Source organism: Pseudomonas sp. LBUM1657 (assembly GCF_059716075.1).
The window spans coordinates 3,761,310-3,775,129 of the sequence record NZ_CP166799.1 but is presented as its reverse complement, the minus strand read 5'-3'; the positions used below and the strand labels follow the sequence as shown (position 1 = coordinate 3,775,129).

Below are 13,820 nucleotides of genomic sequence, written 5' to 3'. Positions count from 1 at the left end.
CTGACCCACCGCTTTCGCGAGCAAGCCCGCTCCCACAGGTCCTGCACTCTGACCGGTATTGCGGCTCAAGCCATCGAATCACCCCGGCGTGCAGTCGCCGGCGCCGTGTTGTCCAGGGCAGCAATACGCGCGGCGGATTCGGCATCCACCAGGTGCAGCGACTTGCCGCGGGTTTCTCGCGTGAGGCCGACGGCGGCGATGGAGATCAGCGAGGCACCGACCAAGTACCAGGCGATTGGTGTCGAGCTGTGGTACTTGTTGAGCAAGGTGATCGCAATCAACGGCGCGAGGGAACCGGCGAAGATCGGTGCCACCTGGTAACACAGGGACAGCGCGGTGTAGCGCACGTGGGTCGGGAACATTTCGGCCATCAGCGCCGAATAGGGCGCGTAGGTCATCGACTCGATGGCCAGGCCCAGGGTGATTGCCCCGATGATCAGCCAGTTGTTGCCGGTGTCCATCATCGGGAAGCCGATGAAACCCCAGAATGCGGTAAGTACCGCCCCGATCAGGTACACCGGTTTGCGTCCAACCAGATCGGACAGATAGCCCATCAGCGGGATCATGAAGAAATGCAGCAGGTGTGCGCCGAACATCAGAAACAGAATCTCTGAAGTGTCCTTGTGCACCACCAGTTTCAGGTAGGTAATCGAGAACGTCACGACGGTGTAATAGAGGATGTTCTCGGCAAACCGCGCGCCGATCCCGACCAGCACGGCGCGCCAGTGGTGACGCAGCACTTCGACCACACCCAACTGCTGTTGCTTGTTCTGCGCCTGACGGGCCTGGGTTTCCTTGAAGATCGGCGCGTCATCGACGCTGGTGCGAATCCAGTAGCCAATCAGCACCACCACCGCCGAGAACCAGAACGCCACGCGCCAGCCCCAGGCGAGGAATTGCTCCTCCGACAGGTTCGACGACAACAGCAGCAGGGCGACGGTGGCCACCAGGTTGCCGGCCGGCACACCGGCTTGCGGCCAACTGGCCCAGAAGCCCCGGCGATTGTCCGGGCAGTGTTCGGAGACCAGCAGAATCGCACCGCCCCATTCACCGCCAAAGGCGAATCCCTGGATCAGCCGCAGCAGCACCAACAACACTGGCGCCGCGTAGCCGATTTGGTCGAAGCCTGGCAGGCAGCCCATCAGGAACGTGGTGATGCCGACCACCACCAGGCTCAGTTGCAGCAGGCGCTTGCGGCCGAATTTGTCGCCGTAATGGCCGAACACCAAACCACCCAGCGGGCGGGCAAGAAAGCCCACGGCATACAGGGCGAAAGCGGCGATGATGCCGTCGATGGGGCTGTCGGTCTGGCGAAAGAACAGTTGGCCGAAAACCAGGGCCGAGGCCGTGCCGTAGAGGAAGAATTCATACCATTCGGCGACGGTGCCGGCCATGGCTGCGGCCACGACACGCTTGAGTCCCGAGGGTGTGGTTGCGCGGGCGGTGCTTTGAGGATTGGACATGCTGGCATTTCCTGTAGAGGCGCAAAGACAGGCAGCCGGGCCGGGGCCGCAAGGGCCGGCCCGGCAATCACTCAGAGACCGACGTCCGGCAATTCAGGACGGTTGGCCAGGGCCTTGGCCATGATCTGCTCGACGAAAACCCGATCGGCTTCCGGCAGGGCCAGGCGCGGTGGACGGGTCAACGCGCTGCCGCGACCGGCGATGGCTTCGCACAGCTTGATGCACTGCACCAGGTCGGCACGGGCATCGAGGTGCAGGATCGGCATCAGCCATTCGTAGATCGGCATGGCTTCGGCGAAGCGTCCGGCCTTGGCCAGGCGGAAGATGGTTTCGCCTTCTTTCGGGAACACGTTGGACATGCCCGAGACCCAGCCTTCGGCACCCACCGCGATGCTTTCCAGCACCACGTCATCGAGGCCGGCGAACAGCACGAAACGATCACCGACTTCATTGCGTACGTCGATGAAGCGGCGGGTGTCACCGGAGGAGTCCTTGAAGCACACCACGTTGTCGCAGTCGGCCAGGGAAATCAGGATGTCGGGGGTGACATCGTTTTTGTAGATCGGCGGGTTGTTGTAGACCATCAGCGGTACGTCGGCGTTCTTGGCCACGTAGCGGTAATGCTCGGCGGTCTCGAACGGCTTGGAGCCGTAGACCAGCGCCGGCATCAGCATGACGCCGTCGACACCGACCCGGCGCACGGCGTTGGCCACTTTGGCCGCTTGCACGCTGGTGAATTCGGCCACGCCGCAGATCACCGGCACGCGGCCACGGGAGGCATCGACTGCGACTTCGGTCACGGCGATTTTTTCTTCGGCGGTCAGCGAGGTGTTTTCCCCCACCGAACCGCACACCACCAGTCCCGAGACGCCGTCACGAATAACGTTGGAAATCACCTGGTGGGTTTTTTCCAGGTTGATGGAGAAGTCATCGTTGAATTGAGTGGTCACCGCGGGGAAGACGCCACTCCAGTTAATACGCTTGCTCATTGTTACCTCCGGTTCGTTAATTGTATTTCGTATACGATATTGCATGTGTCAAAGATCGGCCAGTGCTTTTTCAGGTTTAGAAAGGGTTTTTTTGGCCGTTTGTCAGTGCGAGAAGTGCTTCAGGTTTCAGGCGCCAGGCCAGGTGTCTGACAAGCGATAGCCTTGTGGCCAGGGATCGCTCGGATCGAGCAGCAATTGATGCGTGCCGGTAATCCAGGCCCGGCCGGAAATGCAGGGGTAAATAGCGGGCCGACCAGCCACTTCGGCCAATGAATCAATGCGGCAGTGGAACTCGGAACCGATGATCGAACGGCCGATAAAACGCTCGCCCACTTGCATCAATCCTTTGGCGTGCAACACCGCCATGCGCGCCGAGCAACCAGTGCCGGTGGGCGAACGGTCGATCTTGCCGGGCTGAATTACCACCGCGTTGGCGCCGGTAGCGATGCCATTCTCAACAACGATCGGCGCAGCGATCTGGCAGAAGGAAATATGCGACCACTCTGGGTTCAGCGGATGGACGAAGCCCAGTTGTTCATTGTCTGCACGGGTGATTTTCAGTCCGACTTCTACCAGTTCTGCCGCCTCATCGGGACGGATGGAGAAGCCCAGGCGTTGGGCATCGGCGATCACAAAACTGTCGCCGCCGTAAGCGGTGTCGACCTGCAACGAGCCGACACCTTCGACTTCAATCCAGGCGTCGAGGCGGTCAGCAAAGGAGGGCACGTTCTTGATTTCCACCCGTTCGACCTTGCCGTCACGGCAATCGGCCACGGCCTCGATCAACCCACCGGGCGCTTCGAGCACCAACCGGGTTTGCGGTTCGGTCATCGGCAAGATGCCGCTGTCGAGCAGCACCGTCGCCACGCACAGCGAGTTGGAGCCGGACATTGGCGGTGTGTCGGCCGGCTCCATGATGATCCAGGCCATTTGCGCCCGAGGGTCCTTGGCAGGCACCAGCAGGTTGACGTGACGAAACACCCCGCCGCGCGGCTCGTTGAGGACGAAGTTGCGCAGGGTTTCATCCCTGGCAATCCAGCGTGACTGTTCCCACACGGTGGCCCCGGGCGGTGGTGCGACGCCGCCGACGATCACATCGCCGACTTCGCCTTCGGCGTGGCAGCTGACTACATGAATGACTTTCGATGAGCGCATGACTTAATCCTTCTATTGCCTGTGTGGGACTCTTCGCGAGCAAGCCCGCTCCCACAGTGACCTGTGTCGGCCACCGATTTTGGGTACAGCATAAATCCCTGTGGGAGCGGGCTTGCTCGCGAAGGGGCCGGTCGTTATTTCACCGACTTGAGAAACGCCGCAGTCTCCGCATGCACCGGATTGCCAATCACCTGATCAGGCGAGCCAATCTCATGCACCAGACCATTGCGAAAGAACGCCACGCGGTCCGACACGTCCCGGGCGAAGCGGATTTCGTGGGTCACCAACACCATGGTCATGCCGTCTTCGGCGAGCATGCGCATGGTGTCCAGCACCTCGCCCACCAGTTGCGGGTCGAGGGCCGAGGTGGCTTCGTCGAACAGCATGTAGTCCGGTGACATGGCCAGGGCGCGGGCGATGGCCATGCGCTGTTGCTGACCGCCGGATAACTTGCCGGGAAAGGCCTTGAGCTTGTCACCCAGGCCGACGTGGGTCAGTTGCCGGACCGCCAGTTCTTCAGCTTCTGCCTTGCTCTTGCCCAGTACTTTGCGCGGCGCGAGCATCACGTTTTCCAGCACAGTCAGGTGCGGAAAGGCGTTCCATTGCTGGAACACGATGCCGATCTTCTGCCGTAGGCGATTGAGGTCGGTGGCGCTGTGGTGGACCTCGACGCCGTCGACGCGGATGTTGCCTTTCTGGATCGGTTCCAGGCCGTTGATGCACATCAGCAGGGTCGATTTGCCCGAGCCGGAACCGCCGATGATCGACACGACCTCGCCCTTGTTCACCGTCAGGTTGACGCCCTTGACCACTTCGAGGTTGCCGAAGGATTTGTGTACGTTGTCGATCTCAATCATTTTCTTGCCACCTTCTTTCCAGACGAGCGCCGAGGCGAGCGACCACCAGGCTCATGACGTAGTAAATGAGGCCCGCGATGCACAACACCAGCAGCGGCTCCTGGATGCGGGTCACGATGGTTTGCGAGGCGCGCAGCAGTTCGACGATGCCGATCCACATCACCAGCGCGGTGTCTTTCATCACACTGAGCACCAGGTTCAACCAGCCGGGGAACGCCACTCGCGTGGCCATCGGCAGGACGATCCAGCGCAGGTCTTGCAGGAAGCTCAGGCCCAGCGAACGGCTGGCGCGGCGCACGGTGAACGGCACCGACAGCACGCCGCTGCGCACGATTTCGGTGAAGTACGCGGCGGCGTAAACCCCGAGCACAATGCAACCGACACTGAAGGCACTGATGTTCAGGCCGACGATGCTCTTGAGTGAGTTGAACAGCACGAACTGGATCAGCAGCGGCACGCTGCGGAACACATCCAGCACCCAGGCCAGTGGCAGGCTGGCCCGCGGCAACAGGGCGCGCAGCAGTCCAAACAGCAGCCCGGCGACGGAGCCGAGGATGATCGACCAGAACGTCAGTTGCAGAGTGACCCAGGCACCATCGAGCAGGAACAGCAGGTCATTCCAGGAAAAACCGGTGGAAAACATGGTCACGTCCTCAGTAACGGAACAGCCGCCAGGCCATCAGCCGGGCTGCCGCGACGATCGCCTTGGCAATCAGGTAATACAGCACCGCTGCGATGGCGAAGTACTCGAAGGTGCGGAACGTCTTGACGTTGTAGTCCTGGGTCACGCCGGTCAGGTCATTGTTCAACCCGACGATCACCCCCAGCGACGTCATCAACACCGCCCAGACCATCTGGTTGCTCAACGGGTAAAACACGATCCGCAGCAGTTGCGGGACGATGATCATCCGGTAGGCCTGGAAGGCACTCATGCCCAACGAACGCGCGGCGCGCACCTGCGTGCCGGGCACGGCCTTGAGACCGCCGCGAAAGTTTTCCGCGAGATAACCCGCGTTGTTGAAGGTGATCCCGGCCAGCAGCGCGAACCATGAACTGACATGCAGCCCGAGCGAGCCAAGGCCGAAGTACAGGACGTAGATCTGGAACAGCGACGGGGTGTTGCGGGCAATCGACACCCAGCCGTTGCCGATGCCGCGCAACAACGGATGCTTGGTTTCGCGCATCACCGTCAGGGCCAGGGCGATCAGCACGCCGAAGATCATCGACAGCGCGGCGGTCTCGAAGGTGACCCAGGCGCCTGAGAGCATGTCCGGCAGGGCGCGTAGCGTCGCCCGCCATTGGAAGGTGTAATCAAACATACGCGTGGCTCTCCAGTGAGGCGGCAGATTGCAGCCAGGCCGGCAGACGACCGCTGGCCGTGGCGCTGCAAGCGGCGTCGACGCATTCGGCGAGGCTGGCGAAGTGCACCTTGCGGCCGACCAGCCCCGGTGCGTAATGGGCGTACTTGCCTGAGTTGGTCATCAGGGTTTTGGCGGCCAACGGAATCACCGGCTCACCGAGCATGCACCAGCAGGTATCGGTGACCAGGGTCGCGCCGAAGGCTTCGATTACGGCGATATGCCCGGCCTCGCGAGCCAGCTCCAGCACCGCACGACCGCAGGTGATGGCGAGGACCACCTCAGGGTGTTTGTGCCGACCGCGACACAGCCGCGCCAGGTGAGCGAACTCGCTGAGGGAAAAATGCGGGTTGCCCAGCGAAACGACGTCCACCCGGTTGTCACGAGCACTGTTGAGTTCACGCCAACTGAGCAGCAAGTCCTGCAGACGGATTCGTTCAACCGGCAACGGTTCATCCGCCTCCAGCACGTGAGCCGGATCGAGTGCTTCCGGTGTCACCCCGGCGATATGAAACAACGGCGCGGCAGAGGTGGTGGCGAAAGCCGCGCCAAAGGCTTTCAGGTCGTCCAGGCTCGGCTTGCGCTGTTCCAGTCCCAGTACCAGCGGAATCCGGCTGCCAGCCAGGGCGCCGATGTGGTAGCCGAGCAACGGGTAGAAGGCATCGTCCAGCTCGCCCAGTGCCGGTAACTCGATCTGCAGGCGGGCCTTGCGTTGGGCGTCCAGGTGACAGCCGATCAGGGGCGCGCGGCCCGTCAGTGCGATGCAGATATCCAGGTAGTCCGGGTATTTCAGGGTACGTGCGCCGAGCACGCTGTTGGCGTAGACCACGGCGTTGGATTCCGCCCAGACGATCTGCTCGCCAGCCTTCGGAGCGCTGTCGAGCAGGTAGGGCGCGCAGGTGAAACTGAGCTGCGCGCCCATTGCCATATACGCGTCGCCCAAGGCACTGGCCGGTACGCCGAGCGCCGGGTCGATGCCCAGCTCCCGCCAACGGCGCTGGTCGACGGAAATCGAATTGAGGGTGGTGGGCACCCGTACTTTGGCTCCCCACTGCACCAGTTGCTCGGCAAAGCGCAGGCTCGCCGGTCCCGTATAAATGCAGCCATCGATGTGCGCCTGGGTGACATCCACCAACTGGCGAGCGCCTTGCAATTCAGCCATGCGCAGAACGATCTGCATGGCCACCTGGGCGGCCTTGCCATACTGGCCGTCGAGCAGCGCCTGGTCGTGTTTGGTGAGTTTGATCGCCGCGTTCGTGTCGATTGTTTGCGATGGGCTGTCGAGTGCCTGCCAGGCATCGCCGGGCAGGTCTTGGTACAGCGTCATCGAGGTGTCTTCGATCCGGGCGAAAGCCTTGCCGCGCAACGCGGCGAAGGCCTCCCGGCCGATGCACAGCACCGGCAGGGAACGCTCGAAAATGGTCTGTGCGACCAGCACGCCCAGGGTCAGGATCTCATCGGGTTCAGCCAGCACCAGTGCGGCCGGCGCGTGACCGTTGCTGATCAGTTCCATCAACACGCTACTGCCGGTGCACGAGCCGCGACCACTGGGAATGGCCAGCACACGACCGGCCAGGATCTCGCCGCTGAGCGGGTGATGACGGTCGATGACCTCGCCGCTGGACGGATCGACCCCGCCCCAGAAACTCAGCCCGACATCGGCAAACAGCAAGGCGCCCTGGGCGGCGCCCGCGACCAGGCTGCGACCGGTCAGAGAAGTGGGCCTAGGCATGCCGGACATCTCAGTAATAGACCTTGGGCACAGTCAGGTCGGTGGGTGAAATCTCGGTGCCGACCCATTTGGTGAACAGCTCGTTGTAACGGCCGCTGCGTACCTGCTGGTTGACGAACAGGTTGAGGTAATTGAGCAGGCCATACTCGTTACGCTTGGCGCCCAGGGAAACGTAGTCGATTGTGTATGGGGCGTTACCGGCGACTTTCAGGTTCTTGTATTTCCCTGACTTGATGGTGGCAGCGGCCACGGTGTTGGTGACTACCGTCGCGTCAATGTGGCCTTGGGCGACCGCCAGCAGGGTGTCGTTCTGCGATTGATAAGCGCGGAAGGTGCCGGTGCCCCAGCTCTTCACGTCCTTTTCCAGGGCGATGGCTTCATAGGTGCCGCTGGTATTGCCCAGGGCTTTGCCTTTGATGTCGGCGAAGCTGTTGATGCCGGTGTTGTCGCGGGTCAGCACGACCATCTGGAAGGCGAAGTACGGCACGGTCAGGCCGACGGTCTTGGCCCGTTCAAGGGTGTCGGAAGTGGACGCCACGATCACGTCGGCACGCCCGGAGACCAACGCCGGAATACGGTCGGGGAAGGGTGTTTCCACCACTTCGGCATCGACCCCGAGGATTTTCGCCAGGTCGCGGCAGTAGTCCACGTCGAAACCGGCCGGGTTGTTGCCTTCATCGCGAAACCCCATGGGCGGGAAATCCAGGGTCACGGCGCAGCGCAGCTTGCCCGAACCAATAATGTCGTCGAGCTTGTCGGCCTGGGCGGTGGCGATGAAGGAAGTACTGAGAACAGCGCTGAGGGCTACGGCAAGTGCAGGGTTTTTCATAGAGGCCTCGTGGTCGGAATGTGCTGTTAGATATCGTATTGTGAATTTCGTATACGATATTAGATTAGCAATGAGCGTGCCTGTTTTCCAACCGGGACAGGAATTATTTGCCAACCCTTGAGTTAGGGGTCTTGCAGGGTCAAGGGAGCAGCGGGGGCGAGCGGGGCCTGTTTCGGGCCGGTGTTACAGAAGGGAGCAACGGTGCGCGTGACGCCCCTTAAAGGAACACTCGACCGGTGTCAGCGACGGCTGTCGCGATACTGACTGGGCGCCAGGCTGGTCAAGGCGCGAAACTGCCGGCTGAAGGCGCTGTGGTCGGTGTAACCGCAGCGCAGGGCGATCTCGGTGATGGGCAGGTCAGTGTGCAGCAACAGTCGCGAAGACTCTTCCAAACGTGCCTTGTGAATCATTTGCCGTGGGGTGAGTTGGAACACTCGCTTGCAGTGACGCTCCAGTTGCGCCACGGAAAACCCGGCGATCGCTGTCAATTCGGCGAGGCTGATGGGGCGGGCGAAGTGGCTGCGGATATGCGCATCCACGGCGGCGAGTTTCTGGAACGCGGGATGGTTGGACTGCGGCAATTGGAGGTCGCGGGAAATGCCAGCCAGTCCGACAATGCGACCCTGCAGGTCGCGCAAAGCGAGTTTGTGGGTCAGACACCAGATCGGCTGATTACCGTAATAGAGGTGCAGTTCGAGTTGGTCAGCCAGTTCGCGCCCGCTGGACAGCACCCGTCGATCCTGCTCGGTGTAGAGCGGGCCGAAGCGCTCGGGGAAGACCATGTCGGCGGTGCGCCCAAGCAGCTCGTCACTGTGTTTGAAGCCACAGCGCCGGGCCAGGGTCTGGTTGACGAAGGCGTAGCGGGCCTCGCTGTCCTTGATGAAAAACACCACGTCCGACAGGGTATCGAGCAGCGGCGCGATCGGTTGCAGACTGCTCAGCAGGGCCGGCAGGTCGCAGGGTTTGAAGGTGGTGAGCGAGGCATACATGGCGCTGGGCGTCTGGTGGCAATCCTCGGGATCATAGAGACTCGACGGCGGTCCCGAAAGCCCCAGGCCGGCATTCAGGCCGGCGGGGTGTCGTCCAGGCACAACAAGGTCTCGATCCGCGCCGGGCTGAACGGAGGCCTCGGCGTTGAAGGTTGCCAGCCGAACAAGTGCTGCACTGCGCCGCCGCACACTCGGCCCTGGCAGGCGCCCATGCCGCAGCGGCTGGCCAGCTTGGCCTCGCGCCAGTCAGCGTGCCCGATCAGCGCCGCATAGGGTACGTCTTCGCAGCGGCACACCAGGGTGTCGGCCTGCGCCAGCGACTTGAGTTGCGGGTTGAGGGCGAAGGCTTTATTCAGGGCGTTGGCGAAACCCTGCCAGCGCGCTCGGCGTGTCCACAATCGTCGAGCCGCTTCATTGTCACCGACTGCTGCGTGGCCAGCGATGGCGCCTTCGACCAATGCCAGTTCACTGCCACCAAAACCGGTGCATTCACCCGCCGCATAGTGGTCGACTCGGGTGGTGGCCTGCCAGGCATCGACCGCCAGTGCAGTGCCATCGACGGCACAGTCCAGGGCCTGGCCGAGCTGGGTGTTGGGAATCAGACCGAAGCCACAGGCCAGGCGATCACATTCCAGTTCGACGATTTTGCCCTGTTGTTGCAGGCGCACACCTTGCAGCCGCTCATTGCCCAACGCGGCCAGAACGTAAGTCCCGCTGCGGTAATGACGGTCGAATAACGTGAACGACTGCATCAGTTTGTTCGGCCAGCGGGGCAGTTGCGCGGCGAACCCGGCGATGGCGGCGGTGGAGGCCTGTTCGGCGATGCGCAGCACCCGGGCGCCGTTGTGTTTCGCGGTGGCGGCGCTGGCCAACAATAACGGTCCGCTGCCGGCGACCACAACACGCTCGCCCTGCACCGGCAAGCCGCCCTTGATCAATGCCTGAAGGCCGCCCGCGCCGGTCACGCCGGGTAGCGTCCAGCCGGGGAAGGGCAGCAGCAATTCGCGGGCGCCGGTGCACAGAATCAGTTTGTCGTAGGCGATCAACCAGCCGTGATCGGCGTCTTCCACCAGCAGTTGTTTCGGGCCGGCGCAGGCGATCACCCGGGTGCCGGAGTGGCAGTGGATGTTTCTGCAAGCCTCCAGTCGCTCGCGCATCTGACGCGCCTGATCAGGCAGGCTGGCCTGGGGCCCGTCACGCCAGATTTGCCCACCGGGCAACGGGTTGTCGTCGAGCATCACGATGCGGGCATCGCTGGGTGCTGCGGCGAGTGCGGCGGCCATGCCGGCGGGACCGGCACCGATGATCAATAGATCGGCGTATTCGCTCATGCTTGAGTCTCCACCTTCATGCCGTCACGGCACAGTGTCTGGCAAGCGAGGCGCCGCCGACCGTCGATGGTCACTCGGCACTCCTGACAAATGCCCATGCCGCACAGCGGTGCGCGACGCTGGCCACTGACCGATGTGCGACTGCAACCGTCCCCGCCCAGCGCCAATGCGGCAGCGACGCTGGTGCCTTCGACAACCTTCAGGGCTTGGCCGTCCAGCAGCAATTCAGGCATACACAGGCTCCTTGAGAAATCGTTGCGGCAGATACGGTTGCGCAGTCAGTGGCGGCGTTTCGTCGAACATCTGCGCAACCAGCAAGTCGGCCGTGCCGGGGGCGGTCGTCACGCCCAGCCCCTCATGACCCACCGCCAGCCATAAGCCTTTGCGGTGTGGATGCTGGCCCACCAGCGGCAGGCCGTCGGGGCTCGCTGCGCGAAAACCGGTCCAGGCGCGGATGCCGTTGAGCTGCGCCAGCCCCGGCATGTAGTCGGTCGCGCGCCTGAGCATTTTCGCCAGCATCCAGCCCTCAACTTGCGGGTCGGTGGTGCCAAATTGTCGCGAGGCGCCGATGAACATTTGCCCGGTCGTCCGGGGCTGGATATTGCACGCCGTCGAAGGGCCACTGGCGTTGTGAGCACTGGTGACGTAGCCGAGTTCTACCAGGGTGTGGGTGACTTTTCCGGGGTAACGGTCGGTGATCAGCAAGTGCCCTTTCTTCGGCTCGATCGGCAACTCGGGGCACAGTTCGTTAGCCTGGATGCCGTTGGCCAGGATCACCGCATCGGCGCTCAGCCAGTGGCCGTCGTCGAGGCGCACGCGGTTGCCATCGACTTCGCTGACCCGCGCCTGGCGTTGGCTGATGTTGGGTGCGTCGAGCATCCAGCGTGCGGTCGCCGGGGCGTAGAGAATGCCGTCGCCCTTGATCAGCAGGCCGCCTTCCAGGTCCTGGCGCAATTCCGGTTCGCGCTGGCGTAAGCCTTGTCCGGTGATCAGCTCGCAGGCCACGCCGTGTTCCTGCAGGTTGTGGTATTTGCTTTGGGCGACCGCCATTTCTTCAGTGTTGGCCGCCAGCCAGAGCGTGCCGTTGCTGCGGTAGGCGCAGGCGTCGGGCAGGGACGGCGCCAGTTCGCGCCAGCGTTGCAGGGAGTGTTGACTGAGCGCCAGCTCTGCCGGGTTGTCGTCGAGAACCAACAAGTGGCCCATGCCCGCCGCCGTCGCCCCGGGCAGGCCGGCGTCGAGCACCAGCACGCGCAAGCCACGGCGAGCCAGCGCCTGGGCACACGCGGCGCCAATGATGCCGGCGCCTATCACGATGATATCGGCCACCCGGCCCTCGCTCATGGGCGGATGCCCCAGGCGAACGGATCGTCCTGTTCGATGATCAGGCTGGCTTCGGCGCTGATATAAGCACGACCGCGAATAGTCGGCACGATGCGCTCGCCATGGATTTCGTAGGAGCCCTCGAACTCGCTGCCGATGACACTGGCCTGACGCCAAATCTGTCCCGGTTGCAACTTGTCGTCGGCTGCCAGGCACGCCAGTTTGGCGCTGGTGCCGGTGCCGCAGGGTGAGCGGTCGTAGGCTTTGCCGGGGCAGAGCACAAAGTTACGGCTGTCGGCGTGATTGTCATCGGCGAACAACTCGACGTGGTCGATCAGCCCGCCGTCTTCGCCGCGGATGCCCTGAAGCTCCAGTGCTTGCTGCACGGCGTAGGTGTAGACGGTTAGCGCATCGAGGTTGTCGCCGGCAATCTGCAAGCCGTGCTCGGCGATCAAAAAGAACCAGTTACCACCCCAGGCAATATCACCGACCACCTCGCCGACACCTGGCACCTGCAACGTCAGCGCCTTGCGGTAACGGTAGGCGGGCACGTTGCGCACGCTGACCGAACCGTCGTCGTGCAAGGTCGCCTGCACCGTGCCCACCGGTGTTTCGATGCTGTGCACGCCCGCGCCGATCTTGCCCAAATGCGCCAGCGATGCCACCAGGCCGATGGTGCCGTGACCACACATGCCGAGGTAGCCGCTGTTGTTGAAAAAAATCACCCCGGCACAGGCGCTCGGGTCGACCGGCTCACAGAGCAGCGCGCCAACCAGCACGTCGCTACCCCGTGGTTCCAGCACGCAGGCGGCGCGCCATTGATCATGATGCTCGGCCAGCCGCTGTCGACGTTCGGCCATGCTGCCGGTGCCCAGGTCAGGAAAGCCGGCAGTCACCAGGCGGGTAGGTTCGCCGCCGGTGTGGGAGTCGATCACTGTGATGCGTTTCATGGGAGGGCCACGTCCGTTCAGATGAGTGAACGAAAGAGTGGCCTGTGCGAGGGCTTGCCGGCTTGAGGGTTTTAACCAGTGCCGATGACGAAATCGGCACAGTGCGGCGAACGGTCAGTGGCTGTGGGGCAGGTGCTCGAACAAGGTCTTGCAGACGCCGGCAATGTGCTCGTCGAGCAGCTTAACCGCGAGGTCCACGTCGCCGGCGCGACAGGCTGCAAGGATTTCCCGGTGTTCGTGATCGGCGCGATCCTTGCCAGCCGAGAGGCTCATCTGCATGCGCAAGTAGCGCTCCAGCTTATCGTTGACCGAGCGGATCAGGCTGACCAGAAACGGTCGTTGCGCCGGTTCGTAGAGGCAGGCGTGGAGTTCCCAGTTGAGCTCGGCCCAGCGCCCTACATCATCTTCGCCAATGAACTCCTGGCAGATGCGTTCGGCGCGCGCGAAGGTTTCTTCGGTCATGTTGGGAATGGCCAGGCGCAGCACCTTGTCTTCGAGCAACATGCGCACTTCGAACATTTGCGCCAGTTCCGCATCGGACACCCGCGTGACCATCGCCCCGCGATTACGCTGAAACATCACCAGGCCTTCGGCCTCCAGGCGCTTGAGGGCTTCGCGCACGGGAATCTTGCTGACGTTGAACTGGCGGGCGATGTCGTCCTGGCGAATCGGCTCGTCCTCGGCGAAATGCCCGGCGACGATGGCGTCACGCAGGTGACGGGTAATGATTTCCGAAGTCGAAGGCGCATTGCCAAGGTCTGGAGCATTGAATTTGGGTAGGGTCACGGCGGCGATCGTTCGGATTGAGTTGTAGATATGGTATACGAATTTGCTTCGACCATGGCTA

The 13,820-nt window shown here is 62.7% G+C and carries 14 protein-coding genes; all 14 read right to left on the bottom strand.

Translation table 11 applies throughout. From position 1 onward, the window contains the following. Positions 1–65: 65 nt before the first annotated feature. Entirely contained in the window at positions 66–1,463 is a 1,398-nt protein-coding gene (gene abaF, locus ACA055_RS17355; protein ID WP_497679767.1) for a fosfomycin efflux MFS transporter AbaF, read from the bottom strand. A 71-nt stretch (positions 1,464–1,534) separates the two neighbouring features. Beyond that, entirely contained in the window at positions 1,535–2,452 is a 918-nt protein-coding gene (locus tag ACA055_RS17350; RefSeq protein ID WP_007903713.1) for a dihydrodipicolinate synthase family protein, read from the bottom strand. Between the two features lie 126 nt (positions 2,453–2,578). Beyond that, on the bottom strand, positions 2,579–3,607 hold the full coding sequence (locus ACA055_RS17345) for a trans-3-hydroxy-L-proline dehydratase (protein ID WP_497679766.1): 1,029 nt from the start codon (positions 3,605–3,607) through the stop codon (positions 2,579–2,581). 134 nt (positions 3,608–3,741) lie between these two features. After that, positions 3,742–4,464, bottom strand: a complete 723-nt coding sequence (locus ACA055_RS17340) for an amino acid ABC transporter ATP-binding protein (RefSeq protein WP_497679765.1) — start codon at positions 4,462–4,464, stop codon at positions 3,742–3,744. Beyond that, entirely contained in the window at positions 4,457–5,107 is a 651-nt protein-coding gene (locus ACA055_RS17335; RefSeq protein WP_497679764.1) for an amino acid ABC transporter permease, read from the bottom strand. Before ACA055_RS17335 ends, ACA055_RS17340 begins: the two co-directional genes overlap by 8 nt. A 10-nt stretch (positions 5,108–5,117) precedes the next feature. Further along, a complete protein-coding gene (locus tag ACA055_RS17330) occupies positions 5,118–5,783 on the bottom strand; it encodes an amino acid ABC transporter permease (RefSeq protein WP_497679763.1) in 666 nt (221 codons plus the stop codon). After that, positions 5,776–7,554, bottom strand: coding sequence for a cis-3-hydroxy-L-proline dehydratase (lhpI, locus tag ACA055_RS17325; protein WP_497679762.1), 1,779 nt, complete (start codon positions 7,552–7,554; stop codon positions 5,776–5,778). Before lhpI ends, ACA055_RS17330 begins: the two co-directional genes overlap by 8 nt. Positions 7,555–7,564: 10 nt before the next feature. After that, complete coding sequence (locus ACA055_RS17320) at positions 7,565–8,383, bottom strand: ABC transporter substrate-binding protein (protein WP_497679761.1); 819 nt, start codon at positions 8,381–8,383, stop codon at positions 7,565–7,567. 239 nt (positions 8,384–8,622) lie between these two features. Further along, entirely contained in the window at positions 8,623–9,372 is a 750-nt protein-coding gene (locus ACA055_RS17315; RefSeq protein WP_497684439.1) for a PAS domain-containing protein, read from the bottom strand. A gap of 74 nt (positions 9,373–9,446) precedes the next feature. Continuing rightward, positions 9,447–10,703 (bottom strand): FAD-dependent oxidoreductase, encoded by a 1,257-nt coding sequence (locus tag ACA055_RS17310; protein WP_497679760.1) that lies wholly within the window; start codon positions 10,701–10,703, stop codon positions 9,447–9,449. After that, positions 10,700–10,936, bottom strand: a complete 237-nt coding sequence (locus tag ACA055_RS17305; RefSeq protein WP_497679759.1) for a (2Fe-2S)-binding protein — start codon at positions 10,934–10,936, stop codon at positions 10,700–10,702. Before ACA055_RS17305 ends, ACA055_RS17310 begins: the two co-directional genes overlap by 4 nt. Beyond that, positions 10,929–12,044: an NAD(P)/FAD-dependent oxidoreductase gene (locus ACA055_RS17300; RefSeq protein ID WP_497679758.1), complete on the bottom strand. Its 1,116-nt coding sequence runs from the start codon at positions 12,042–12,044 to the stop codon at positions 10,929–10,931. The genes ACA055_RS17305 and ACA055_RS17300 overlap by 8 nt, the downstream gene beginning before the upstream one ends. After that, positions 12,041–12,973 carry a 4-hydroxyproline epimerase gene (locus ACA055_RS17295; RefSeq protein WP_497679757.1) on the bottom strand — a complete coding sequence of 311 codons (933 nt, stop codon included), beginning with the start codon at positions 12,971–12,973 and terminating at the stop codon, positions 12,041–12,043. Before ACA055_RS17295 ends, ACA055_RS17300 begins: the two co-directional genes overlap by 4 nt. Positions 12,974–13,087: 114 nt before the next feature. Beyond that, the gene (locus tag ACA055_RS17290; RefSeq protein WP_497679756.1) at positions 13,088–13,759 is read right to left on the bottom strand and encodes a GntR family transcriptional regulator; all 672 of its coding nucleotides are present in this window, start codon (positions 13,757–13,759) and stop codon (positions 13,088–13,090) included. Between the last annotated feature and the right edge of the window lie 61 nt (positions 13,760–13,820).

Excerpts from the sequence above, each read along its gene's own strand:
- abaF (WP_497679767.1), bottom strand. The coding sequence starts at position 1,463 with ATGTCCAATCCTCAAAGCACCGCCCGCGCAACCACACCCTCGGGACTC.
- ACA055_RS17350 (WP_007903713.1), bottom strand. The coding sequence starts at position 2,452 with ATGAGCAAGCGTATTAACTGGAGTGGCGTCTTCCCCGCGGTGACCACT.
- ACA055_RS17345 (WP_497679766.1), bottom strand. The coding sequence starts at position 3,607 with ATGCGCTCATCGAAAGTCATTCATGTAGTCAGCTGCCACGCCGAAGGC.
- ACA055_RS17340 (WP_497679765.1), bottom strand. The coding sequence starts at position 4,464 with ATGATTGAGATCGACAACGTACACAAATCCTTCGGCAACCTCGAAGTG.
- ACA055_RS17335 (WP_497679764.1), bottom strand. The coding sequence starts at position 5,107 with ATGTTTTCCACCGGTTTTTCCTGGAATGACCTGCTGTTCCTGCTCGAT.
- ACA055_RS17330 (WP_497679763.1), bottom strand. The coding sequence starts at position 5,783 with ATGTTTGATTACACCTTCCAATGGCGGGCGACGCTACGCGCCCTGCCG.
- lhpI (WP_497679762.1), bottom strand. The coding sequence starts at position 7,554 with ATGCCTAGGCCCACTTCTCTGACCGGTCGCAGCCTGGTCGCGGGCGCC.
- ACA055_RS17320 (WP_497679761.1), bottom strand. The coding sequence starts at position 8,383 with ATGAAAAACCCTGCACTTGCCGTAGCCCTCAGCGCTGTTCTCAGTACT.
- ACA055_RS17315 (WP_497684439.1), bottom strand. The coding sequence starts at position 9,372 with ATGTATGCCTCGCTCACCACCTTCAAACCCTGCGACCTGCCGGCCCTG.
- ACA055_RS17310 (WP_497679760.1), bottom strand. The coding sequence starts at position 10,703 with ATGAGCGAATACGCCGATCTATTGATCATCGGTGCCGGTCCCGCCGGC.
- ACA055_RS17305 (WP_497679759.1), bottom strand. The coding sequence starts at position 10,936 with ATGCCTGAATTGCTGCTGGACGGCCAAGCCCTGAAGGTTGTCGAAGGC.
- ACA055_RS17300 (WP_497679758.1), bottom strand. The coding sequence starts at position 12,044 with ATGAGCGAGGGCCGGGTGGCCGATATCATCGTGATAGGCGCCGGCATC.
- ACA055_RS17295 (WP_497679757.1), bottom strand. The coding sequence starts at position 12,973 with ATGAAACGCATCACAGTGATCGACTCCCACACCGGCGGCGAACCTACC.